The sequence below is a fragment of the Microbispora rosea genome (assembly GCF_900156315.1).
In the GTDB taxonomy this organism is placed as follows: Bacteria; Actinomycetota; Actinomycetes; order Streptosporangiales; family Streptosporangiaceae; genus Microbispora; species Microbispora rosea.
In genome coordinates, this window is the sequence record NZ_FTNI01000002.1 from 391667 (window position 1) to 414587 (window position 22921).

Annotated in this window: 20 protein-coding genes; 12 read left to right on the forward strand and 8 right to left on the reverse strand. The window is 70.8% G+C overall.

Annotation, left to right across the window (positions count from 1 at the left end):
- The first annotated feature begins 123 nt into the window (after positions 1-123).
- Complete coding sequence (gene secA / locus BXA11_RS04475) at positions 124-2925, forward strand: preprotein translocase subunit SecA (RefSeq protein ID WP_030509336.1); 2802 nt, start codon at positions 124-126, stop codon at positions 2923-2925.
- Positions 2926-2990: 65 nt separating this feature from the next.
- Here secA and BXA11_RS04480 read toward each other — a convergent pair whose 3' ends face one another.
- From BXA11_RS04480 to BXA11_RS04490, 3 genes are all read right to left on the reverse strand, one after another.
- Complete coding sequence (locus BXA11_RS04480) at positions 2991-3440, reverse strand: Rv3235 family protein (RefSeq protein WP_076432899.1); 450 nt, start codon at positions 3438-3440, stop codon at positions 2991-2993.
- A 266-nt stretch (positions 3441-3706) separates the two neighbouring features.
- Positions 3707-5041 carry a PTS transporter subunit EIIC gene (locus BXA11_RS04485; protein ID WP_076432901.1) on the reverse strand — a complete coding sequence of 445 codons (1335 nt, stop codon included), beginning with the start codon at positions 5039-5041 and terminating at the stop codon, positions 3707-3709.
- A 28-nt stretch (positions 5042-5069) separates the two neighbouring features.
- The gene (locus BXA11_RS04490; RefSeq protein ID WP_030509333.1) at positions 5070-5810 is read right to left on the reverse strand and encodes a GntR family transcriptional regulator; all 741 of its coding nucleotides are present in this window, start codon (positions 5808-5810) and stop codon (positions 5070-5072) included.
- A gap of 153 nt (positions 5811-5963) precedes the next feature.
- Here BXA11_RS04490 and BXA11_RS04495 point away from each other — a divergent pair, with 153 nt between their 5' ends.
- The 7 genes from BXA11_RS04495 (at position 5964) to BXA11_RS04525 (ending at position 11888) form a co-directional block, all read left to right on the forward strand.
- Complete coding sequence (locus BXA11_RS04495; protein ID WP_030509332.1) at positions 5964-6998, forward strand: SIS domain-containing protein; 1035 nt, start codon at positions 5964-5966, stop codon at positions 6996-6998.
- A gap of 33 nt (positions 6999-7031) precedes the next feature.
- Positions 7032-7268: a PTS sugar transporter subunit IIB gene (locus tag BXA11_RS04500; RefSeq protein ID WP_030509331.1), complete on the forward strand. Its 237-nt coding sequence runs from the start codon at positions 7032-7034 to the stop codon at positions 7266-7268.
- A gap of 80 nt (positions 7269-7348) precedes the next feature.
- Positions 7349-7795, forward strand: a complete 447-nt coding sequence (locus tag BXA11_RS04505) for a PTS sugar transporter subunit IIA (RefSeq protein ID WP_030509330.1) — start codon at positions 7349-7351, stop codon at positions 7793-7795.
- Between the two features lie 7 nt (positions 7796-7802).
- Entirely contained in the window at positions 7803-8453 is a 651-nt protein-coding gene (locus BXA11_RS04510; RefSeq protein WP_076432903.1) for an HAD family hydrolase, read from the forward strand.
- Between the two features lie 24 nt (positions 8454-8477).
- Positions 8478-8735 carry an HPr family phosphocarrier protein gene (locus BXA11_RS04515; RefSeq protein ID WP_076432905.1) on the forward strand — a complete coding sequence of 86 codons (258 nt, stop codon included), beginning with the start codon at positions 8478-8480 and terminating at the stop codon, positions 8733-8735.
- A gap of 29 nt (positions 8736-8764) precedes the next feature.
- Complete coding sequence (gene ptsP / locus BXA11_RS04520; RefSeq protein WP_076433168.1) at positions 8765-10501, forward strand: phosphoenolpyruvate--protein phosphotransferase; 1737 nt, start codon at positions 8765-8767, stop codon at positions 10499-10501.
- Positions 10502-10559: 58 nt separating this feature from the next.
- Positions 10560-11888 (forward strand): glycoside hydrolase family 3 protein, encoded by a 1329-nt coding sequence (locus BXA11_RS04525; RefSeq protein ID WP_239104726.1) that lies wholly within the window; start codon positions 10560-10562, stop codon positions 11886-11888.
- Here the strand turns inward: BXA11_RS04525 and BXA11_RS04530 are convergent.
- From BXA11_RS04530 to BXA11_RS04540, 3 genes are read right to left on the reverse strand one after another with little or no spacing between them, the layout of a single operon-like run.
- Positions 11881-12147, reverse strand: coding sequence for a hypothetical protein (locus BXA11_RS04530; RefSeq protein ID WP_159454731.1), 267 nt, complete (start codon positions 12145-12147; stop codon positions 11881-11883). The two genes, BXA11_RS04525 and BXA11_RS04530, sit on opposite strands and share 8 nt — an antisense overlap.
- Positions 12144-13085: a hypothetical protein gene (locus BXA11_RS04535; RefSeq protein ID WP_143734072.1), complete on the reverse strand. Its 942-nt coding sequence runs from the start codon at positions 13083-13085 to the stop codon at positions 12144-12146. The genes BXA11_RS04530 and BXA11_RS04535 overlap by 4 nt, the downstream gene beginning before the upstream one ends.
- Complete coding sequence (locus BXA11_RS04540; RefSeq protein WP_030509324.1) at positions 13076-13408, reverse strand: hypothetical protein; 333 nt, start codon at positions 13406-13408, stop codon at positions 13076-13078. The genes BXA11_RS04535 and BXA11_RS04540 overlap by 10 nt, the downstream gene beginning before the upstream one ends.
- Before the next feature lie 89 nt (positions 13409-13497).
- On the opposite strand from BXA11_RS04540, the gene BXA11_RS04545 reads away from it, so the two are divergent.
- Genes BXA11_RS04545 through BXA11_RS04560 form a run of 4 tightly spaced genes read left to right on the forward strand, consistent with a single transcriptional unit; the run spans position 13498 to position 16250 of the window.
- Complete coding sequence (locus tag BXA11_RS04545; protein WP_076432911.1) at positions 13498-14307, forward strand: YbaB/EbfC family nucleoid-associated protein; 810 nt, start codon at positions 13498-13500, stop codon at positions 14305-14307.
- A gap of 40 nt (positions 14308-14347) precedes the next feature.
- On the forward strand, positions 14348-15022 hold the full coding sequence (locus BXA11_RS04550) for an HAD family hydrolase (RefSeq protein ID WP_076433172.1): 675 nt from the start codon (positions 14348-14350) through the stop codon (positions 15020-15022).
- 38 nt (positions 15023-15060) lie between these two features.
- Complete coding sequence (locus BXA11_RS04555) at positions 15061-15567, forward strand: DUF6912 family protein (protein WP_076432913.1); 507 nt, start codon at positions 15061-15063, stop codon at positions 15565-15567.
- Positions 15568-15617: 50 nt separating this feature from the next.
- Positions 15618-16250, forward strand: a complete 633-nt coding sequence (locus BXA11_RS04560) for an HAD family hydrolase (protein WP_030509320.1) — start codon at positions 15618-15620, stop codon at positions 16248-16250.
- Here the strand turns inward: BXA11_RS04560 and BXA11_RS04565 are convergent, their stop codons facing one another.
- Positions 16251-16646, reverse strand: a complete 396-nt coding sequence (locus tag BXA11_RS04565; RefSeq protein ID WP_076432915.1) for a hypothetical protein — start codon at positions 16644-16646, stop codon at positions 16251-16253.
- A 4-nt stretch (positions 16647-16650) separates the two neighbouring features.
- A complete protein-coding gene (locus BXA11_RS04570; RefSeq protein ID WP_076432917.1) occupies positions 16651-22872 on the reverse strand; it encodes an RHS repeat-associated core domain-containing protein in 6222 nt (2073 codons plus the stop codon).
- Positions 22873-22921: the final 49 nt, after the last annotated feature.

Below are 22921 nucleotides of genomic sequence, written 5' to 3' on the forward strand. Positions count from 1 at the left end.
TCCGTCGATTGCAGGTGGGTGTGTCTGGTACGGGAACCGCCTACGATGGCTAGTGGGGAAGTATGTCTCGTCCTCACACCGCGGTGATCAACCGAGGTAGACCTGCGAGGAGCTTTACTAAAAGTGCCAGCCATTCTCGACAAGATCCTTCGCGCCGGCGAAGGCAAGACTCTGCGGAAGCTCAAGCGCATCGCCGAGCAGGTCAACTCGATCGAAGAAGACTTCAAGAGCCTGTCCGACGCCGAGCTCCGCGCGCTGACCGCCGAGTACAAGCAGCGTCACACCGAGGGCGAGTCCCTCGACGACCTGCTTCCCGAGGCGTTCGCGACCGTCCGTGAGGCCGCCCGAAGGGTGCTGGGGCAGCGCCACTTCGACGTGCAGCTCATGGGCGGCGCCAACCTGCACATGGGCAACATCTCCGAGATGCGCACCGGTGAGGGCAAGACGCTCACCTGTACGCTTCCCGCCTATCTCAACGCGATCTCGGGCAAGGGCGTCCACGTCGTCACGGTCAACGACTACCTGGCCAAGCGCGACGCCGAGACCATGGGCCGCGTCCACCGCTTCCTCGGCCTGGAGGTCGGCGTCATCCTGGCCAACATGCCGCCGGAGGAGCGCCGCAAGCAGTACAACGCCGACATCACGTACGGCACGAACAACGAGTTCGGCTTCGACTACCTCCGCGACAACATGTCGTGGTCGATGGAGGAGTGCGTCCAGCGCGGCCACAACTTCGCCATCGTGGACGAGGTCGACTCGATCCTGATCGACGAGGCCAGGACGCCGCTCATCATCTCCGGCCCGGGCGAGCAGTCGGGCAAGTGGTACCAGGAGTTCGCCAAGATCGTGCCGCGGCTGCGGCGCGGCACCGAGGGCAAGGACGGCGAGGAGAGCACCGGCGACTACGTCGTCGACGAGAAGAAGCGCACCGTCGGCATCCTCGAGGCGGGCGTGGAGAAGGTCGAGGACTGGCTCGGCATCGACAACCTCTACAAGCCCGAGCACACCCACCTCGTGCAGTACCTCAACAACGCCCTCAAGGCCAAAGAGCTGTTCAAGAAGGACAAGGACTACATCGTCGTCGACGGCGAGGTCCTGATCGTCGACGAGTTCACCGGGCGCGTCCTGCACGGCCGTCGCTACAACGAGGGCATGCACCAGGCCATCGAGGCCAAGGAAGGCGTGAAGATCAAGGACGAGAACCAGACTCTCGCCACGATCACGCTGCAGAACTACTTCCGCCTCTACGAGAAGCTCGCCGGCATGACCGGTACGGCGACCACCGAGGCCAACGAGTTCCACCAGACGTACAAGCTGGGTGTCGTCCCGATCCCGACCAACCGGCCGATGGTCCGCAAGGACCAGCCCGACGTGGTCTACAAGTCCGAGGACGCCAAGTTCCAGGCGTGCGTCGAGGACATCAAGGAGCGCTACGAGAGGGGCCAGCCGGTCCTCGTCGGCACGACGAGCGTCGAGAAGTCCGAGAAGCTCTCGCGGATGCTCAAGCGGCAGGGCGTGCCGCACGAGGTGCTGAACGCCAAGAACCACGCCCGTGAGGCCACGATCGTCGCCGAGGCGGGCCGCAAGGGCGCGGTCACCGTGGCGACCAACATGGCCGGTCGAGGCACCGACATCATGCTCGGCGGCAACCCCGAGTTCCGCGCCGACCTGGAGCTTCATCAGCGCGGCCTGTCGCCGTCCGAGACTCCGGAGGAGTACGAGAAGGCCTATCCCGAGGCGCTGGAGAAGGCCAAGGAGGCCGTCAAGGCCGAGCACGAGGAGGTCACCGAGCTCGGCGGGCTCTACGTGCTGGGCACCGAGCGGCACGAGTCGCGGCGCATCGACAACCAGCTCCGCGGTCGTTCCGGCCGTCAGGGCGACCCGGGCGAGTCGCGCTTCTACCTCTCGCTCGAGGACGACCTCATGCGACTGTTCAACTCGGCCAGGGTCGAGATGATCATGACGCGGCTCAACATCCCGGACGACGTGCCGATCGAGTCGGGCATGGTCTCCAAGGCCATCGCGTCCGCGCAGCACCAGGTCGAGCAGCAGAACTTCGAGATCCGCAAGAACGTCCTGAAGTATGACGAAGTGATGAACCGCCAGCGCACGGTGATCTACGCCGAGCGGCGGCGGGTGCTGGAAGGCGCCGACCTGCACGAGCAGGTCCGCGGCTTCGTCACCGACGTCGTCGACGACTACGTCAAGGGCGCCACGGCCGAGGGCTTCGCCGAGGAGTGGGACCTCGAGAAGCTGTGGAAGGCGTTCGGCCAGCTCTACCCGATCTCCTTCACGGTCGACGAGCTCATCGAGCAGGTCGGCGGCGACCGGGAGGAGCTCACGGCGGAGCTCCTCGCCGAGAAGGTCAAGGAGGACGCGCTCGCGGCGTACGGCAGGCGCGAGGAGCAGCTCGGCTCCGAGGCGATGCGCGAGCTGGAGCGCCGGGTCATCCTGTCGGTGCTCGACCGCAAGTGGCGCGAGCACCTCTACGAGATGGACTACCTCCAGGAGGGCATCGGCATGCGTGCCTATGCCCAGAAGGACCCGCTGATCGAGTATCAGCGCGAGGGCTACGAGATGTTCTCCGCGATGCTCGACGGCATCAAGGAGGAGTCGGTCGGCTACCTGTTCAACCTCGAGGTCGAGGTGCAGGCCAACCCGATCGTCGAGGAGAACGCCGAGGAGGACACGGCGCTCTCCGAGACCGGCTCGATCATCGCCCGCGCGCTGCGGCAGCCGTCGCGGCCGGCCGAGATGGTCTACACCGCGCCGGGCGAGAGCGGCGACGTGGAGGTCAGCCGGGTGCGGTCGACCCCCGAGCAGCGCGCCGCGTACGGCGACACCGAGCGCAACGCGCCCTGCCCCTGCGGCTCGGGCAAGAAGTACAAGCGCTGCCACGGCGACCCGCGCAACCAGCAGGCGTGACGTGACCTGAGAAGGACCCCGCCGGGCCAGGCCCGGCGGGGTCCTTCGCTTCTTGCGGGGCCCGGTCAGGCGGTCTCGAAGTCGGTGACCAGCCACTGCACGCCCCGCCGCTCCAGCCGTAGGGCGAGCACGCGGCTGCGCGTCCCGCAGTGCACGAGCAGGCACATCTCGATCACCCCGTCGCGGGGTCGCTGCACGTGGGGGAGGCCCGTCAGGGGCGGCCGCTCGGTGTCGATCATCTTCCCGGCCCGGACCAGTTCCCGGTAGGCCCGCTCGGTCAGCCGGTCCTGGACGGTCTCCGGCGGCCTGCGGCCGGCCAGGATCTCCGCGAGCGCCTGGCCGAGCCCCCGCAGGCGGCGCTCGTCCGTGGGCGCGCCCGTGCGGCGCGGGACGGGGGCCAGGGCGAGCGCGCCGTACGTGCCGGGACGCGTGACCTGGCCGCCGTCACGCTCGTCGTAGGGAGGATCGGCAGGGGGGACGGACGCGAGCCGTGGCAGGGGGACGGGCTTGGGCATCGGGACTCCGCTCTCGTACGCCGTGAACCTGACTGACGTCTAATAGAGATTGCGGTCATCCGCCCTGATACGGGGAAACGCCAACTTTGCCGAGTCGCGGGCCTTTGTGCCGCCGTTCGTCCGGGAAGATTCCTCCGGGTTGGCGGGGCCGCCTCGGATTTGAACGTGAGCTGACCGGCTATTAGCGGCATCCGCAATGGGGGAAACGCAACAGGGGCGCCCGGGATCACCGGGCGCCCCTGCTCCCTGAGAGGGGATTTGACGCGTCAGGCGCGGGCACGCGCCGTGTCGGCGCTCTCCCCGGAGTCCACGTCGGGCTCGGGCTCGCGACCGGGCGTCATGATGTTCAGCTTCTTGATGAGGAAGCTGAAGATCACGTAGTAGAGGACGAAGTAGACCACGCCGATCAGCATGATCAGCCAGAAGTTGTGCGTGTTGTCCTTCGTCGCGTTGAGGGCGGCGTCGATCGCGCCGGCGGAGAACCCGAAGCCGAGCCGTCCGTCGAGGGCCGCCACCACGGCCATCGAGATGCCGGTGAGCAGCGCGTGCGCCGCGAACAGGATCGGGGCCACGAAGATGAAGGCGAACTCGATCGGCTCGGTGATGCCGGTGACGAACGAGATCAGGGCTGTGGAGATCATGATGCCGCCGACCGTGGCGCGGCGGTGCGGCGGCGCGGCCCGCCACATGGCGATCGCGGCGGCCGGAAGGCCGAACATCATGACCGGGAAGAAGCCCGCCATGAACGCGCCCGCGCCGTCCTGGCCCGCGAAGTAGCAGTTCAGGTCGCCCGTGGCATGCGTGGCGCCGACGGTGCACTCCGGCACGGTGAACCAGACGATCGAGTTGACGAAGTGGTGCAGGCCGAAGGGGATGAGGCCCCGGTTCACGATCCCGTAGATGCCCGCGCCGATCGTGGCGTTGCCGGCGAGCCAGTCGCCGAAGCTGCTCAGACCCTGTCCGATCGGCTGCCAGACCAGGCCGAAGACGACGCCGAGCACGAGCCCGGCCAGCGCGGTGAGGATCGGCACGAAGCGGCGGCCGCCGAAGAAGGCCAGGTAGGCGGGCAGCTTCGTCCGGTAGTACCGCTGCCAGAGGACGGCCGCGACGAGGCCCATGAGGATGCCGCCGAGCACTCCGGTCGGATTGGCCGACGCCAGGTTGAGCACCTCCGTCGGCTTGCCGTCCGCCCCCACGACGCTCTGGGCCACCTTCGTGTGCACCGCCGCGTCCGCGGAGGCGTCGAAGAACATCAGGTGGGTGACCCGGTCCCAGACGAGGTAGCCGACCACGGCCGCCAGCGCGGTCGAGCCGTCGGCCCTGCGGGCGAAGCCGACCGCGACGCCCACCGCGAACAGCAGCGGCAGCGCGTCGAACAGGGCGCCGCCCGCGCCGCCGATAACCTGTGCGATCTTGTCGAGGGTCGCGTTGTCCGTACGGCCGAGGAGGTCGTCCTGGCCGAGACGGAGAAGGAGAGCCGCCGCGGGCAGCGCCGCGATCGGAAGCATCAGCGAGCGGCCGATGCGGGACAGCGCGGTCATCACCGCGTTCTGGTTGGAGGGCGCTGCGGGCAGGCCCGCGTCGGCGGAGGTGGAACTCATCTGGTGTTCCTCCAGGATGGGGGGACTACTAGAGGCGTCTGGCCGGGGCTCCGAGGAGCGTCCGGAGCTGGTAGCGGTCGGCGCGATAGGTGGAGACGCCGAGTTCGGCGCATACCCCGCCGGCGAAGGACCGGCGCTGCAGCAGCAGCACGGCTCCGCCCCGGGGAAGTTTGAGCAGGTCGGCGTCGCTCGGATCGGCGAGCCCGCCGTCGATGGTCAGCTCCCCGGCGTCCATCACGAGTCCGTAGCGTGACTCGAGCAGGGCGTACAGGGATCGTCCGGTCAGGTCGTAGGCATCGAGATCGGGTGCGAGCGCCACCGGGATGTGGGCGCGCTCGATGCTCAGCGGTTCCCCGTCCGCCGTGCGCAGCCGCTCGATGAAGTGGACGGCGTCTCCCGGCTGGATGCCGAGCTGCCGTGCGAGATGGGCACTGGCCCGGACCACCCGCCGGTCCAGGTCGCGAGAGCCCGGCTCCATGCCGCGCGCCCGCATGTCGTCGGTGAAGGAGGTGAGCTGGAGCGCCAGCTCGATCTTCGGGCGGGCCACGAACGTTCCCTTGCCCGGGACCCGGTGCAACCGGCCCTCGGACACCAGGTGGTCGACGGCCTGCCGTACCGTCATACGAGACAGGTCGAAGCGCTGGCTCAGGTCGCGTTCGGAGGGGATCGCCGCGCCGATCGGCAGCTCGTTGCTCTCGACGAGGTCGAGCAGGATCTCCCGTAGCTGGAAATACTTGGGCACCGGGCTGTCCGGATCGATCTGGGCCACTGATTCCTCCCCTCTCGCTCTGGATCGTCCGAATAAGTTAAGGTTCTTACTGGTCTAGTCCGGACTAGACCACAGCCGGGAAATGTGTGTCAATGTATGGGCCGGCGACGGATCGATAACGGACAAATCTCGCCAAGCAGGGGATGATCATCGATGACGACCAGAATGCGCGGTGAGATCGCCGAGCAGCCCGCGGCGATCCGGGCGACGCTGGACGCCCTACTTCCGAGGACCGGCGAAGTCGAGGCGGTCGCGCGGGACACCCGTCACCTGCTGTTCGTCGCCCGCGGGACCTCGGACAACGCGGCGGTCTACGGCCGCTACCTGATCGAGGCGCGGGCGGGCCGGATGGCCGCGATGGGCGCCCCCTCGGTCGCCACCACCTACCGCCGCAGGCTCGACCTCGACGGGGTGCTGGCCGTGGGCCTGTCCCAGTCCGGCCGTACGGAGGAGATCGTCGAGACCCTCCAGTGGGCGAAGGACTGCGGCGCGAAGACCGTCGCGATCACCAACGGCGGCGAGGAGTCGCCGCTGGCCCAAGCCGCCGACCTCGCGCTGTGCACGCTCGCCGGCGAGGAGAAGGCCGTCCCGGCCACGAAGACCTACACGACCCAGCTCGCCGCGCTGGCCGTGCTCGCCATCGGCCTCGGCGCCGACGTCGACCCCGACGACCTGCGCCGGGTGCCGGACGCGGTGGACAAGCTCGTCTCCGACCCCGGCGACCTGGACGCCGTGGTCGAGGGCCTGGCCGACAAGCCCGGCGTCGTCGTGTCCGGGCGCGGCCTGGCGTTCTCGACCGCGCTGGAGCTGGCGCTCAAGCTCAAGGAGGCGTGCTACCTGCACGCCATGGGCCTGTCGTACGCCGACCTGCTGCACGGCCCGATCGCGGTCGTGGACGCCGAGACCCCGGCGATCCTGGTGGCGGCGGGGCAGGGCCCGACACTGGCGGGCACGGTCGCGCTGGCCGAGCGGGTCACCGGCGCGGGCGCCGCCGCCTTCGGCGTCGGGGGCGGCGAACGGCTCGCCGGCGCCTCGACCGCCGCCCTCAACGGTCCGGACCTGCCCGAGTGGGTGGCTCCGCTGGGACTCATCGTCCCCGGGCAGTTGCTCACCGAGGCGCTCGCGCGCAGGCTCGGTATCGACCCCGATTCCCCCCGCGGTCTGAAGAAGGTCACGCAGACCGACTGACGACAGACCGGCCGAAACAACAGGAGGACCCCCATGGCTGCAGACGCCGAGGCGATCATCGCCGGGCTCGGTGGCGCCGACAACATCATCGAAGTGGAGCCGTGCATCACCCGGCTGCGCACCGAGGTGCACGACGCCTCGAAGGTGGACCAGGCCGCGCTCAAGGCGGCCGGCGCCCACGGAGTGATGGCGGCGGGCAACGTCGTCCAGGTCGTGGTGGGCCCCGAGGCCGACACCATCGCCAGCGACATCGAGGACATCATCGGCTGAATCCGGGAGATCGTCGCGGGTCCGCCGTCTCGGGCGGACCTGTGACGACGCCTGCCCGGATCTCAGGGAAGGGCTCTTCATTGACGACTGTTCTCGCCCCGATCGCGGGGGCGGCCATCGGTCTGGCCGCCGTGCCGGACCCGGTGTTCTCGCAGGCGATGGTCGGCCCGGGAACCGCGATCGACCCCCTCAGGGAGCCCGTCGAGGCCGTGGCCCCGATCGACGGCACGATCGTGAAGCTGCACCCGCACGCGTACGTCGTGGTGGGGGACGACGGCAGGGGCGTGCTGGTGCATCTCGGCATCGACACCGTGCAACTCAAGGGCGAGGGCTTCCGCCTGCTCGCGGCCGAGGGGGACCGCGTCGGCGCGGGTCAGCCCGTCGTGGCCTGGGACCCCGCGGCGGTCGAGGCCGGCGGGCGCTCGCCGGTGTGCCCGGTGGTGGCGCTCGACGCCGTGGCGGGCTCCGTCGGCGAGGTCGCCGAGGGCCGCGTGAGCGCGGGTGACCCGCTCTTCGAGTGGTCGTGATGCACCGGTGACTGCTCAGGTGACGGCGGCCGCGCTCTTCGACCTCGACGGCACCCTCGTCAACACCGAGATCCGCAGCCGCGCCCTGTGGCGGATGTTCCTGGAGGACCACGGCATCACCTGCGACGAGACGCTGTTGCGGCGCGTCATGGGCCGCCGCGGGGTGGACGTGGTGCCCGAGGTGCTGCCCGACATGGATCCGGAGGTCGTGATGGAGGAGATCCGCTCCTACTACGACCATCCGGACCTGCCCGGCATCGTGCCGGTCCCGGGAGCGGCGGAACTGGTGGCCCGGGTCGCGGAGCAGGGGGCTCCGCTGGCCCTGGTCACCTCGGCCCAGCGATGGTGGGCGGTGGAGCGGCTCACCGAGATCGGCGTGGTGGAGCTGGTGCGGACCATCGTCTCCGCCGAGGACGTGACCGTGGGGAAGCCGGACCCCTCCGGCTACCTCATGGCGGCCGACCTGCTCGCGGTGGACCCGGCCACGTGTGTGGTGTTCGAGGACTCGCTCGCCGGGATAGCGGCGGCTCGGGCCGCGGGTATGACCTGCGTCGCGGTGGCCACCACCCATCATCCGGATGAACTGTCACACGCGGATCTGGTAATAGCCGATATGTCGGGTATTGACTGGCCTTTGATGGAACTACCGGCGGTCTAGACCACCGCCGCAGGAGGAGGAAACGTGGCTCAGCGCACAGTCAGCGTCACGTCCGAGGTCGGGCTGCACGCCCGCCCGGCGGCGACGTTCGTGCAGACCGCGGCGAAGGCGCCCTACGACGTCACCGTCGCCAAGGCGGGTGGTTCGCCGGTGAGCGCGAAGAGCATCCTGTCGGTTCTGGCGCTCGACGTGCGGCAGGGGGAGTCGATCGTCATCAGCGCGGAGGGCGACGGCGCCGAAGAGCTGCTCGACGAGCTCGCCCAGATCGCCTCGGCCTCCTGACGCCGGTGGACGGGCAGCGGAAGACGGGGATGACGACGGGGGACGAAAGCGCCGTGCGGTCGCTGACCGGCACTGTGCTTGCCGGCACTGTGCTTGCCGGTACCGGGGTCAGCCCCGGCGCCGGGTACGGCCCGGCCCATGTGCTCGCGGGTGAGATCCCCGAGCCCGACAAGGAATCGCGCCACGACGGTGACGCCGCCGCCGAGCGGGCCCGCGCGGAGCGGGCCGTCGAGGAGGTGGCCGCCGATCTGGAGGCGCGCGGCGACCGGGCGGGCGGTGAGGCCCAGGAGGTGCTCGGCGCGCAGGCGTTGATGGCCCGCGACCCGAGCCTGGCCATCGAGGTCGGCGAGCTCATCGAGCGTGGCGTGGCCGCCCCGCGCGCCGTCTTCGACGCCTTCGGCAAGTATCGGGACCTGCTCGCGGCGGCCGGCGGCTATCTGGCCGAGCGCGTGACGGACCTCGACGACATCCGCGACCGGGTGATCGCCGTGCTCACCGGTCTGCCCATGCCCGGCGTGCCGGCCAGTGCGGCCGAGCCGTTCGTGCTCATCGCCAAGGACCTCGCCCCCGCCGACACCGCCCTGCTGTCCAAGGACGTGGTGGCCGCGTTCGTCACCGAGCAGGGCGGGCCGACCAGCCACACGGCGATCCTCGCCCGCTCGATGGGCGTGCCCGCCGTCGTGGGCTGCGCCGGCGCGACCGCGATCGCCCCCGGCACCCCCGTGCTGGTCGACGGCGCGTCCGGGCAGGTGTTGCTGACCCCGGACCCGGCCCGCGTCACCGAGGCGCGCGCCGCCGAGGAGGCGCGGCGGGCGGTGCTGACGGCCGCCACCGGCCCCGGCGCGACCGCCGACGGGCACCCCGTTCCCCTGCTCGCCAACATCGGCGGCCCCCGCGACCTGGAGAGCGCTCTGGCGAACGGCGCCGAGGGCGTCGGCCTCTATCGCACCGAGTTCCTCTTCCTCGACCGTGAGACCGCGCCGTCGGGAAGCGAGCAGGAGGAGGCCTACCGGGCGGTGTTCGAGGCGTTTCCCGAGGGCCGCGTGGTGGTGCGCACGCTCGACTCGGGCGCCGACAAGCCGCTGGCGTTCCTGCCGCCGCCGGAGGAGGAGCCGAACCCGGCGCTCGGGGAGCGCGGCCTGCGCATGTTCCGCCGCTATCCGGAGATCATGACCGCCCAGCTGGGCGCGCTGGCCCGGGCCGCCGCGGGCGTCTCGGCCAAGGTCCAGGTCATGGCGCCGATGGTGGCCACCGCCGAGGAGGCCGAGTGGTTCGCCGAGGCCTGCCGTACGGCGGGGCTCGCCGGCGCGGGCATCATGATCGAGGTGCCGTCGGCGGCGCTGCGGGCGGCGGACCTCATCCGGGCCGTCGACTTCTTCTCCATCGGGACCAACGACCTCACGCAGTATGCGCTCGCCGCCGACCGCCAGGTCAGCGCGGTCGCCGGGCTGCAGGACCCGTGGCATCCGGCCGTGCTCGACCTGATCGCGACGGCGGCCTCCGCCGCCTCCGCGGCGGGCAAGGGCTGCGGGGTCTGCGGCGAGGCCGCGGCCGATCCTGTGCTCGCCTGCGTGCTCGTCGGCATGGGGGTCACCTCGCTGTCCATGGGCTCCCCCGCGCTGCCCTGGGTGCGTGCCGCCCTGTCGCGGCACACGCTCGCGCAGTGCCGCGCCGCCGCCGCGGCGGCGCGATCGGTCGCCTCGGCGCAGGCCGCCAAGGCCGCCGCGCGCGCCGAGCTGCCGGGGCTGGACGCGCTCGCGCTCTGACCGGGCCGTGACCGGGTTCACGGCCCGGTCACGGCCGGACGCGGCTACGGTAAAGAACGTGCCACGAATCAGACACGGTATCGGCATGCTCGCCGCCCTCCTCGTGACCGGATGCGGGTCCGGCATCGGCGCCGCCAGCTCGGCGCCCTCGCCGCGCGCGTCCGCGCCGGTGTCCGTGGTCCCATCGTCGTCCCTGCCGTCGTCCCCGCCGCCCCCCTCGTCGTCGGCCGACCAGCCCTCGGGAAGCCGGGCCGAGCGGACGCTCGCGGAGATGAGCCTGCGGGACAAGGTGGCCCAGCTCTTCACCGTCGTGGTGTGGGGTCAGAAGGCCGGGGCGGCGAGCAAGGAGAACCAGGCGCGGTACGGCGTGGCGACGCCGGCGCAGGTGGTGGAGAAGTTCCGCCCCGGCGGGGTGATCCTGTTCGACTGGGCGGGCAACGTTTCCGGCGCGAGCCAGGTGGCCGCGCTGACCACCGGCCTGCGCGAGGCGGCGGCCAGGTCGGGCGAGGCGCCGCTCATGATCGGCGTGGATCAGGAGAACGGTCTGGTCTCCCGGCTCAAGTCCATCGTCACCACGTTCCCCGGTGCGTCGGAGATCGGGAAGACCGGCAGGACGGCGAACGCGCGCGACGTCGCCAGGGCGACCGGTGAGGAGCTGCTCGACCTCGGCATCTCGCTCGACTTCGCGCCGGTCGCCGACGTCAACATCAACCCGCGCAATCCCGTGATCGGCCCCCGCGCGTACGGCTCCGACCCGGGGAAGGTGGCCGCGATGGTCGGGGCCGCCGTCGACGGCTTCCACGCGGCGGGCGTGGCCGCCGTCGCCAAGCACTTCCCCGGCCACGGGGACACCTCGGTCGACAGCCACACGGGCCTGCCGGTCATCACGCACTCGAAGACGCAGTGGCGGAAGCTGGACGCGCCGCCGTTCCGCGAGGCGATCACGCACGGAGTGGACGCGATCATGTCGGCGCACGTGGTGATGCCGAAGCTCGACCCCTCGGGCGACCCCTCCACGCTGTCCCACCGCATCCTCACCGGCCTGCTTCGCGAGGAACTCGGCTTCGACGGCGTGATCAGCACCGACGCGCTCGACATGGCCGGGGTGCGGAAGAAGTACGGCGACGCCGAGGTCGCCGTGCGGGCCGTGCTCGCCGGGGCCGACATACTCCTCATGCCGCCGAACCTGCCCAAGGCGTACGACGCCGTCCTCGACGCGGTGAAGTCGGGCCGGATCTCCGAGCGCAGGATCGACGAGTCGGTGCTGCGGATCCTGCGGCTGAAGGAGAAGCGCGGCGTCTTCGGCCCGATCCGCACCGACCCCGGCGCGCTGAAGTCCGCCGCGCACCGCAAGGTCGCGGACCGCGTCTTCGCCGCCGTCAGGTGACGGCGGGCGCGTCCTCTCCGGGCGCGTCCTCCGCCGGCTCGTCGGCGTGAGTGTAGTCGAAGTACACGGTGATCGACGGCCAGTCGGTTCCGTCGTCGGTGATCTCGTTGTGCATGATCAGGTCGTACACCTCGATCGCGCCCAGCTCCTCGATCGTGGTCGCGACCCGGCGGAGCAGCGCGGGCACGCTGTCCTGGCCGATCCCTTCCGGATTGTTCTGGGTGAAGTGGTGCATCTGATTGGTGATCGGTTTCGTCACGAAGATCCCCACCGGCGCTTCTTCTTGCCCTGATTGCTCTGGTTCTGCTGGCTCTGCTGGTTCTGCTGCTGGTTGCTCTGGCCGGACTGGTCAGACTGGGTGCCGCGCTTCTGCGCGTTGCGCTCACCGTCGAGCTTCTCACCCGTCTTCACCTTCTGCTCCGCCGCTCTGGCGGCCTTCCTGTCGTACGGCTGACCGGCCTTCTTCGCGTCCAGCGCGGCCTGCTCCGTCGCGGACAGCTCGGGGCCGCTCTGCCTCGAATAGGGCTTGCGGCTCCTGCCCATGTCCAGCTTGAGGCCGCCGCGGGGCCCCGCCTCGCCCGCCGTCCGCACCGGCGCTCCCCTGAGGGGCACGTGGGGGCCGCCCGCTCCCGCGAGGGACGGACCGCCGCCGAAGGGGCCGCGGGTGTTCTTGAGAATGCGTTCCAGCGGTTCGGTGATGTGCCGCGTGACGGCCGGGGCCAGAACCCGGGCGCCGCCCTCCTCGGCCTCCCTGAGGATCTTCCGCATGGCGTACCGGGTGGCGAGGAGCCCGGCCGTGGCCGAGGCCGCGGCGAACGGGCCGCCCGCGACGAGGACCGAGGCCAGCCTGGTCGCGCCCGCGACGGCCTGACTGATGATGGCCACCTTCGTGGCGGTCACCGCGGTGGCGGTGCCTTCGAGCACGGCGGGCGCGTACGCGGCGGCCCCGACGGCCGTACGGAGGTGTTCCGTGGTGCCGGTCTTGTTCCAGTTGGTGCGCATCGCCTCGGCGGACACGCCCTGATAGACCCCCGGCAGTCGCCGGACCTCGTCCTCCGCGCCGGTCCCACCGGAGGCGGCGCCGGCCTGCACGACCTGCCACGGGCGGATCTCCGTGCGGATGTCGGCCTCGTCGATCTTGGGGAAGTTGACCAGGCTCGCGATCGGCTGCGCCCAGTCGGGCGGCATCAAGCCCATGCGCGGCCCGTCTCGTCGTGGGCCCCCGCGATCTGGCGCCCCGCGTCGCCCTCGGCGTCGGACACCCGCCGGCGCGCGACCGCGAGCGCGTCTCCCGTGCCGCCCACCGTCCCTCCGAGGTGCGCGTACGCTTCGACGGCGGTCAGGGCGCAGCGGTTGTAGGCGGCGACGAAGGCGCCGAACAGGCCGTCGTCGCCCCACGAGGCGGAGCCCGCCCGCTCGCGCAGATGAGCCAGAGCGGTCACGAACTCGTCGCCGTGCTCCGTCAGGCGAAGGGAGGCCCGGTCCACCCCGCTGTGCTCGATGCCAAGTTCCCCGTGCATGCGCGGCACGTTAGCATGACCCGCGAATTGCGGACGGGTGAATTGCACAGTAAAAGCCTTTTGTTCTTTTTGTGGAGGAATACTTGTCCTTGTCGTTTCCGGGGGGCAGCGATCAGGAGCTGCTGGAGCAGATGATTCGCCAGGCCGAGGACGTCATGCGCGGCCTCGCGGACGTCCAGGCCCAGATCCGGCAGGTCACCGGTGAAGGTGAGGGCGCCGACGGCCTGGTGCGGGCCAGGGCCGACGGCCGGGGGCAGGTGACCGCGATCACCCTGGATGCGCGGGTCATGCGGCTCGACGCGGCCGCCTTGAGCGCGGAGGTGACGAGGGCGATCAGGATCGCCCAGGACGCCGCGAAGGAGAGGACGGACGAGCTCGTCGCCGCCGCCCAGACCAGGGCGACCGGGCTGGCCGCCCCGCTCGACGAGACGTTCGTGCGTTATCGGTTCGACCAGCTCGCCCAGGAGCTGGACGCGGGGGCGGACGCCTCCGGCCCACGCTCCGCCGGCCGACACTCCGCCGGCCAACACTCAGGTGACCTGGACCAGGACGCGGAGCGGGCCGCGCGGATCGAGGCGTGGCTGGAGGACGGGCAGCGCGAGATCGAGGCCGTCACCGGCCACGGCCGGGCGGCGGACGGCCGGATCCAGGCCGTCACGACGGCGTACGGCCAGGTTCGGGAGGTCGACATCGAGCCCCGCGCCATGCGCCTGCCCAGCCGGACGCTGGCCGAAGAGGTCCTGCTGGCCGTGCACCGGGCGCAGCAGGACGCGGAACGGCAGAGCCGTCAGATGGTGAGTGACGCGCTGCGGGAGCTGGCACCCGGCGAGTCGTTCGGCCCGGACGCCGTCGACGAGTGGTTCGGCGGGTTGCTCAAGCCGTTCGAGCGGCCCGACTGACCACTCCCTATATTTGTAGGCACGTCGGGTGGGAGGCGCGGTGCTCAAGGGTGTGCTGATCGACTGGGGCGGGGTTCTGACCACGAGCCTGGCCGAGTCGATCGCGGAGTGGATCGAGGCGGACCGGATCGACCCCCGGCACTACCGGGACGTGATGCGCGCGCTGGTCACCCAGGCGTACCGGGCCGGCGTCGGGCCGGGCGCGGAGAACCCGATCCACGCGCTCGAACGCGGCGAGATTCCGGTCCTGGAGTTCGAGCGCGCTCTGGCGGCCCGGCTGGTGACCCTCGACGGCGGACCGCCGGAGGCCGACGGCCTGCTCACCCGGATGTTCGCCGGGTTCCGGCCGGTCGAGGAGATGAACGAGATGCTCCGCCAGGCCCGGGCGGCCGGGCTCGGCACCTGCCTGGTGTCCAACTCCTGGGGCGACCACTATTCGCGTGAGGACTGGGAGGTCCTCTTCGACGCGGTCGTCATCTCGGGAGAGGTCGGCATGCGCAAGCCCGAGGAGCGGATCTTCCGGCACGCGCTCGGCCTGCTGGGGCTCGACGCGGGGCAGTGCGTGTTCGTCGACGACATCGAGGCGAACATCGTGGCGGCCCGCGCGATCGGCCTGGTCGGTGTCCACCACAGCGACCCCTCGGAGACCATCGCCGAGATGGAGCGCCTGTTCGGCCTGCCCTTCCGCGAGCCCGGCGCCGCCGCCCGTCCGTAGCCGCAATGGCTTCAACCACAGACCGAGTCGAGGAACGCATGCGCGTCTATCTGCCGTCCACGATTCCCGCGCTGGCGCGCGTCGTCGCCGCGGGGGAGCTGGGCCCGGCCCCGCTGACCGGCTTCGCGGTCACCCCCGCGTTGATCGAGTGGTACGCCTCGGGTGACACCGAGGAGCTGGAGTACGTCGCGCTGACCGAGGCCGCCAGGGGCTCCCTGCGCATGCTGGCCGCCGACCGCGCGGACGGCGTCCAGGCGGCCGCCCGGCGGGTGGTGATCGCGGCCGAGGTGCCCGACGAGACCGTGAAGACCGGGGCCGAGCTGGAGGAGCGCGCCCGGGTGCGGGTGCTGGAGCCGATCCCGATGCGGCTGGTCGCCGCGGTCCACGTGGACGACGCCGACGCCCTGCCCGATGTGGAGGCGGCCATCGCGGCGCTGTCCGCGGCCGACGGCGGGGACGACGACGCGCAGTTCGTCGTGGACGGCGCGGAGGACCACGAACTGCTGTGGTACGCCACCCAGGAGATCCCCGATCTGCTCAGCTGACGCACGGCGTTCATGGATATGTCACACCTGGCGTCTAAGCTGGGAGCAAGATGACACACATTGTTTGGGACTGGAACGGGACGCTCTTCCACGACATCGACGCCGTCGTCGGCGCGACCAACGAGCTCTTCCTGCCGTACGGCCTGGGGCCGTACGACGCGGACGGCTTCCGCGAGGTGTACACCCGCCCCATCTGGGTGGCGTACGAGCGGATGCTCGGCCGGCCGCTCAGGGAGGGCGAATGGGAACTGCTCGACGCGGGCTTCCACGAGCACTACCACCGGCTGATGGAGGCGTGCAGCCTCGCGGAGGGGGCGGTGTCGAGTCTGCGCGCCTGGGGGGAGTCGGGCCGCACGCAGTCGCTGCTGTCCATGTGGGGCCACGAACGGCTGGTCCGCAAGACCGGCGAGTTCGGCATCGACGGCCACTTCACCCGGATCGACGGCTCGCGCTCGGCGACCGGCGGCCACAAGGCCGAGCACATGGTGGAGCACCTGAGTGCGCTCGGCCTCGACTCGGCCAAGGTCGTCGTCATCGGTGACAGCGTGGACGACGCCCACGCGGCCCTGCACGTCGGCGCCCGCGCCATCCTCTACACCGGCGGCATGACCAGGCGGTCGGAGCTGGAGGGCGTCGGGGTCCCGGTGGTGGACTCGCTGGCCGACGCCCTCGACCTCGTCTGATCAGCTGGCCTGGCGTTCCTCCTCCAGCAGCCATCGGGGTTTGGCCCTGCGCGGCGGCCGGTAGAGCCGCTTGACCGCCACACCTCCGACGACGAACGATGCGAACAGGAACAGGCCCATGATCGCGTCCCAGGTCTCCTGGCCGGAGACCCGGGTGTAGGCGAGCATCACGGCCCACATCGCGAACATCACGGCCCCGGGGAGCTGCGCGAACGCCAGGTTGCGCAGCTCCTTCGGGGTGTCGGCGTCGAAGTACCGCGCCGCCCAGGTGCTGCCGGGCCCGCCCCGGACGAACCTGACGTGGTTGACGATGCCGAGGACCGCGAGCAGGGCGGCGGCGAGCACCGCCCATACCGGCGCGTGCGGGTAGCCCACGGCCTCGACCGTGTCGGTCACGGCACTACCCAAAGACACTCTTCCATCCCTTCTTGATACCCGACCCGATCGACTTGACGGTGTTCGCCACCGGTTTACGCAGGTGGTCGTACGCGGCGATCGCGGTGTCGCCGACGACGCCGCCGACCATTCCGCCGACGTACGCGCCCGCGGCGCCGCAGACCGCGGCGAGCACGACGCCCGGGCTGCACGCCGCCGCGCCGATCGTGGCCCCCGCGTAGGAGCCGCCCGCGACCGCCGCCCCGCGGATGGTCGCCCGCGCGACCTTCTCACCGGTGTTGATGTCCTTGTCCGAGTCGCTGCCCCATTGGGTGAGGGCGCCGTCGGCGAAGGTGGCGACGACCCCGAACCTGCCGACGAACTTGCCCGCCTTGCCGAGCCTGCCGCCCCACTTGATGCCGCGCGCCTCGATCCGGTTGGCCTTGGCGTCGTACCACTTGCCGAGCCCCTTCCACAGCCACTTGGTCAGCCAGTTGCCCTCCGGATAGCTGACCGACTTGAGCTTGTAGAGGCCGGCCATGACCCGGCGGCTCTCCTTGAAGTTCTCACCCCAGGTGTTGAGCATGTCCGCGGGGCCGCCCAGTCCGTACGCCAGCCAGCCCAGGGCGGTGAACTTGCGTGGATCGACGCTGGCCAGGGTGTTGCTCTTGACCGTGGAGCCGAAGCTCGGGCCGGAGCGGTGCGGCGCGCCGCCGCCACCGCCGGTGGAGCCGCCACCGCCACCGTGGCCACCGCCGCCGCCGTGGTTACCTCCTCCCCCTCCGTGGTTGAGGACGGCCAGCAGGGCCCGCATGAGCGCCAGCAGGATCGCCAGCCAGCTGCCCCAGAACTTGCCGTCGGGGTCGGTGAAGGTGACGGGGTTGTTGCCGGCGTAGGCGTAGCCGTTCATCTGCTGCGGGTCGTGCGGGTCGATGATCGGGTCGACGCTGATGAACCTGCCGGTGGCGGGGTCGTACTCGCGGGCCCCGAGGTGGGTGAGCCCGGTCGACTCGTCCACGGTGCCGCCGACGAAGCCCTTCTCGCCCGGCCAGGAGCCCGGCGGCGCTCCCCGCTGCTGGCCGAAGGGCTTGAACCGGCGCTGGGTCAGCGACTGGTTCGCCGCGTCGATCGCCAGCTCCGCCGTGCCGTTCTGGTCTGCGGCCAGGAACTTCACGCCCGCGGTGGTGCGCACCGCGACCGTCACGGTGTCGTGCGTGTAGTACCTGGTCGCCTGGACCTTGGCCGTGGAATCGGCCGCGGCCTTGTCCAGGCGCAGCTCCAACCCGGGGAGGTAGAGCGTGGTGCCGCCGGGGTCGCGCCGGATGAGCCGGTTGCCGTCGGCGTCGTACACGTAGGAGGTGACCTTCGTGCCCTCGGTCACCTTGGCCAGGCGACCCTCGACGTCCCACTCCAGCGTCTGGGCCGTGGCGCCGATCGTGCGGCCGGTGGTGTTGCCGGTCTCGTCGTAGGCGTAGGACTCCGTGCGGGCGCCCGCGCCGCCGGTCTGGGTCACCCCGGACAGGGCGTGCGGGTGCGGCGAGCCGGGGGCCGGGTAGCCGTAGGTCCGGGTCGTGTCGGCCGCGCCGCCGACGCCGTGCTCGACCTCCTTCGTGCGGTTGCCGGTCACGTCGTACCCGAACGACTGCCAGTAGGGCGCGACGCCGCCGATGACGCTCGCGCTCGGCGCGCCCGCGCACGACTGGGTGCCCTGCGTCCAGGCCTCGGTGAGGCGGCGCAGATAGTCGTAGGCGAAACACTGGGTGTCGGTGCCGCTGCGGGACACGTCGGAGATCGAGACGACGTTGCCCACGGCGTCGTAGGTGTAGGTGGCGTCGCGGTCCACGCCCGGCACGTTCTCGCGGTCCACCCGCGACGACCGCAGGCGCTGGGTGCCGTACTCGTAGGAATAGGTGAACCAGGTCTTCTTGCCTCCGGTCGACAGCTCGTACTGCTCGGGCTTGCCGGTGAGGCTGTGGATCGAGTCGGTGACGTACGGCGACAGGCCCGACATGGTGGTGGGCCTGCGCAGGTCGTCGTAGGAGTAGACGACGGTCTCGGCCGGGAGGCCGCCCGCCTCGGGGTAGGTGGCCGACTGGACGGTGCCGTCCAGTTTGTAGCGCGTGTCGAACACGTAGCTGCCCGCCAGCGCGCCCTCGGCGGACGGGATCGTCACGGTCGTGCGGATGGCCCGGTAGAGGTTGTCGTAGGCGTTGAACGTGGTCGTGTACGCCTGGCCGTTCGCGTACCTCGTGGCGCTGGACGCCTGTCCCTTGCGCACGGTGTCGTAGGCCCACGACGCCATCAGCGGGCCGGTCGCCGAGCCCTCACGGGTCTCCGTCTTACGGCCCATGGAGTCGTAGACGTTGAAGATCGTCTTGCCGCGCGCGTCGGTGGTGGTCAGCACGTGGTCGAGGTCGTCGTACGTCGTCTTCGTCGTCCCCTTGTCGGGGTCGCGCACCTCGGTCTCCCGCCCGCGCAGGTCGTAGAAGTGCGTCCAGACGTTGCCCGCGGGGTCCTTGACGGTCGAGAGCTTGCCGGCGGGCGTGTAGGTGTAGGTCGTCTTGTCGTAGTCGCCGGTGGGGGAGTCGCCCTTGTACTGGCGCAGCTCGACGATCTGGTCGCGGGCGTCGGTCAGCGTGGTCACCGGCGTGTCCCCGGTCGGCGGGTCGACGGTGACCCTGCCGCCGCCGTAGCTGGTGACCGTGCGCCACTTCTCCTTGGTCTCGCCGTTGCCGACGAGGAACCGTTCGAGTGTGACCCGGTTGCGGCCGTCGTAGTCGAACACCTTCTGCGACTCGACGTCGCCCTCGTACGCGCCGAACAGCTTGGTGGAGGGGGCCGTGGTCGAGTAGTACTGGCCGTACTCGCGGGCCACGTTGCCCCGGGAGTCGTAGAACTTGTCGCTGACCAGGCGGCCGCCGTCCGGCCCCGGCTCCTGGGTCTGGCGCAGCCGCAGCCGCCCGTCGTACAGCTCGTACGTCGGCGGGGTCTGGCCGCCCTCGGCGTCCAGCTTCTTCGTGCCGATGGCGACGATCTCGCCGTCCACGATGCGGTAGCTGAACTCCAGGTTCGGCGTCTGGCCCGCCGCCTTCGACCGGTCGGGCATCCACACCTTCAGCAGGCGGCCGAGCGCGTCGTACTCCAGGTCGGTGCGCTTGCCGTTGGCGTCGATCTTGACGGTCTCGAACCCGTACGCCGGGTCCTTCTCCTGGCTGGTGACGTGGGCCGTCGAGGCGTCGCCGGGGACCACCGGCGGCCCGGTGACCTTCACGCCCGTGTTCAGCCCCCCGGTGTCGGTGTAGGCCGTGGTCGTGACGTGGCCGGCCGCGTTCTTCGTGGTCAGCTCGCGGCCGTAGGCGTCGTACGTCGAGACCTCCTTGGCGACGTACGTCGCGGTGGTGCCGTCGTGCGCGGCGATCGTCTCGACACGGGTGATGTCGCCCCTGGTGGGCGCGGTCCCGAAGGCGCCGTTGTCGTAGTAGGTGCGGTCGTCCTCGACGACCTGCTTGGACCGGTCGGGGGTGGCCGAGCACGCCACCGCGACCGTCTCCACCCTGACCGGATATCTCAGCATCCAGGCCTTGGTGTTCTGGGCGTAGGTGGTGCGGGTGCACCGGTCGTCGGCGGCGGTGGACAGGTCGCCCTTGTCGTCCACCTCGGTGGTGAGGCCGGCGACGGGCTCGTACTTCGTCCCGCTCTCGGTCTCCCGCCAGCCGCCGCCGTCCATCGCGGTCCACGTGTGCGTCTTGGCGACGTTGACGATGTTCGCGGTGACGGTGCCCCAGCTCCGGGTGCGCTTGGCCGTCTCCTGATACCAGGGCGTGTTGACGGTCTTGACCGCGACGGCGCCGTCCACGCCCTCGTATTCGGTCCGCTTGAGCTCGAACCCCTGCAGCGGGTCCTCGTCGACGACGCTGCCGCCCTCGCCGTCGGAGACCGTGACCTTCTTCGTCCCGCCGCTCGGGCCGGCCCGGTCGCCGTTCATGCCGCGCAGGTAGCGCGTCTCGACCAGGGAGCGCAGGTCGTTCCAGCCGCCGGTCCGCACCCGTACGCGGCCGTAGCCGCGCCACTGCGACCAGGTCTTGTACTTCTCCTTGGTCATGCCGTCGTCGTCGTCATAGTGCCAGGCGGCGCCGTCGAGGTACTCGTACGTCGTCAGCGCGTCGGGGGAGCCGCCGGTGCGGTCGGTCTGCACGACCTGGGTGACGACGTACTTGTGGAACCAGTCGGTGATCGGGTCCTCGTACCCGGCGGGCGTCCACTTGACGGGAAAGCAGCGCCGGGTGTTGGTCTCCGGGGTGGGCAGCGAGCCGAGCGTGCAGTCGGCGTCGGAGTAGTTGACGTCGATCTGCCCGCCCGACTCGTCGTAGATCGCCCCGAGGCGATACTTGACGAACGGGGGGATGTCGTCGCCCTGCTTGTCCACCCGGTTGGGCAGTTGCACGTGGTTGAAGGTCACCGAGGGCAGCGCCACCGGGCTGCCGGCCGCGCGACCGGTGTGCGTGATCGACTTCACCAGCAGGGCCTGGTCGATGTCCGCGTCGCCCCACAGGTGGTCGACGGCCCAGTTGTCCACGTCGCGGTAGGTGCCGTCGGCCTTGATCACCTGCGTGGTCACGCCGGTGAGCCGCTTGCGCGACCAGAACGTGGGCGCGAGCGTTCCATGGGTCGCCTTGCACTCCGTGCCGGTGTCGCAGTTCAGGTCGTACGGCACGTCCGGCCACTTGGTGGGGTTCGAGCCGATCTTGCTAGGGTCGCAGTCGAAGGCGTCGGTCTTCAGGCACCGCTCGGAGACGCCGAACACCACGCGTGCCGGGGCCTTGGCCGTGAACAGCGTGTCGGAGCGCTGTCCGTATTCGATGCGGTCGAGCCAGCCCCCGCGCACGTACGGCGTCTCGTCCTCGGGCTTGAGGTTGCGGCCGTAGTGGTTGCCCTCCTGCTGGTAGTAGTACGTGATGGCGTTGCCGCGCGGGTCCACGACGTAGTCGAGGTTCCACTGGTAGGCCTGCTGGCACCACGAGGCGGCGAAGGTGGAGGCGTGACACGGCTCGTCCGCGTCGTCGCCGAACACGGGGTGCGTCCAGGCCGACTTCGTCTCCGGCTTGCCGCTGCTCCACCCGGGCAGCCGGTTGAGCCCGAAGAAGAACTGCACGCCGTCGGGGGTGGTGAGCTTCCAGTACTCCCCGTCGTCGTCGCCGTTGGCCTTGGCCGTGTCCTTCAGGCGTTCGACGCGGGTGCCGTCGTCGTTCTTCATCCGCCACGTGCCGTCGGATGCCTGGATCAGCTCGCCGCCGCGTCCGTTCCAGCTGATCACGGCGTTGTCGTACGCCCAGCACTGGTCGCCGGGCGGGGTGCCCCACTGGTCTTTCGGCGCCCCGTCGTCCGCGCAGGGCTTGTAGGCGCGCTTGATGTAGCCGGGCCAGTAGTCGAAGCCCTCGCCCACCCAGGACGGCTGGTTGTTGGTGTTGGAGGTGCGGCCGTCCACCGCGCCGGAGGAGTAGCCGATCTCCACCTTGGGCGTCAGCTCACCGGGGACGGGCGGCACCCGCAGGGGATAGGACCAGGAGAAGTCGCCCGACTGCTCGGCCACGGTCCAGGTGGCCGACGGCGACAGCTTGGTGGCCTTGTAGTCGCCCTTGTCGCTGGAGTCGCCGGAAACGGCCGCCAGCACCGTCGCGTCCGCCGGGACCGTGGCGGTGAGCGTGCGGCTCGCCGCGTCGTTGCGCGCGCGGACCGGCGTCTCCGTACGGCAGGAGGGCTGGTCGGGGGTCGTCAATGCGCAGGCGGGCAGCCGGACCAGCCGCAGCCGGCTGCCGTACGAGCCGCCGAATTCACCGGCGAGGGCCGAGTAGTCGACGGTGACACTCGACGCCCTGTCTCCGGCGGCCTTGACCGTGAACAGGGCGGCGTCGGCGCCGACGCGCGCTGCGGCGGCGCCGTCCAGCATCCGCACGGCGGCAGGGGAGGTGACCTTCACCTCGCCGGACGCGGGCCGCCGCGTGGTGGAGGCGCCTGCGGGGGCGCCCGCCGGGTCGGGGCGGCGGGGCTTGACGCCCGGCGTCTCACCGCGGACCACTCGCTCGGAGCTGCTCACCTCCGGGCGTCCCGCGTCCGGGGCCGCAGCCTGCGCGGGCTGGGCGACCAGGGACGCCGCGACGGTCACCAGCGCCGTGACCGCGGCGACCCTGCGTTTGAACCGCTGTCTGAACCGCTGCCTGAACCTCTTCGGGTGGGGGAACCCGTTCATGCGCAACCTCCCGCCCGGCCGCCGCGCGGCGGCCGGGGCTGCTTCGAGT

Excerpts from the sequence above, each read along its gene's own strand:
- BXA11_RS04480 (WP_076432899.1), bottom strand. The coding sequence starts at position 3,440 with ATGCCCAAGCCCGTCCCCCTGCCACGGCTCGCGTCCGTCCCCCCTGCC.
- BXA11_RS04500 (WP_030509331.1), top strand. The coding sequence starts at position 7,032 with ATGGCTGCAGACGCCGAGGCGATCATCGCCGGGCTCGGTGGCGCCGAC.
- ptsP (WP_076433168.1), top strand. The coding sequence starts at position 8,765 with ATGACGACGGGGGACGAAAGCGCCGTGCGGTCGCTGACCGGCACTGTG.
- BXA11_RS04495 (WP_030509332.1), top strand. The coding sequence starts at position 5,964 with ATGACGACCAGAATGCGCGGTGAGATCGCCGAGCAGCCCGCGGCGATC.
- BXA11_RS04535 (WP_143734072.1), bottom strand. The coding sequence starts at position 13,085 with ATGGGCTTGATGCCGCCCGACTGGGCGCAGCCGATCGCGAGCCTGGTC.
- BXA11_RS04540 (WP_030509324.1), bottom strand. The coding sequence starts at position 13,408 with ATGCACGGGGAACTTGGCATCGAGCACAGCGGGGTGGACCGGGCCTCC.
- BXA11_RS04555 (WP_076432913.1), top strand. The coding sequence starts at position 15,061 with ATGCGCGTCTATCTGCCGTCCACGATTCCCGCGCTGGCGCGCGTCGTC.
- BXA11_RS04560 (WP_030509320.1), top strand. The coding sequence starts at position 15,618 with ATGACACACATTGTTTGGGACTGGAACGGGACGCTCTTCCACGACATC.
- BXA11_RS04485 (WP_076432901.1), bottom strand. The coding sequence starts at position 5,041 with ATGAGTTCCACCTCCGCCGACGCGGGCCTGCCCGCAGCGCCCTCCAAC.
- BXA11_RS04570 (WP_076432917.1), bottom strand. The coding sequence starts at position 22,872 with ATGAACGGGTTCCCCCACCCGAAGAGGTTCAGGCAGCGGTTCAGACAG.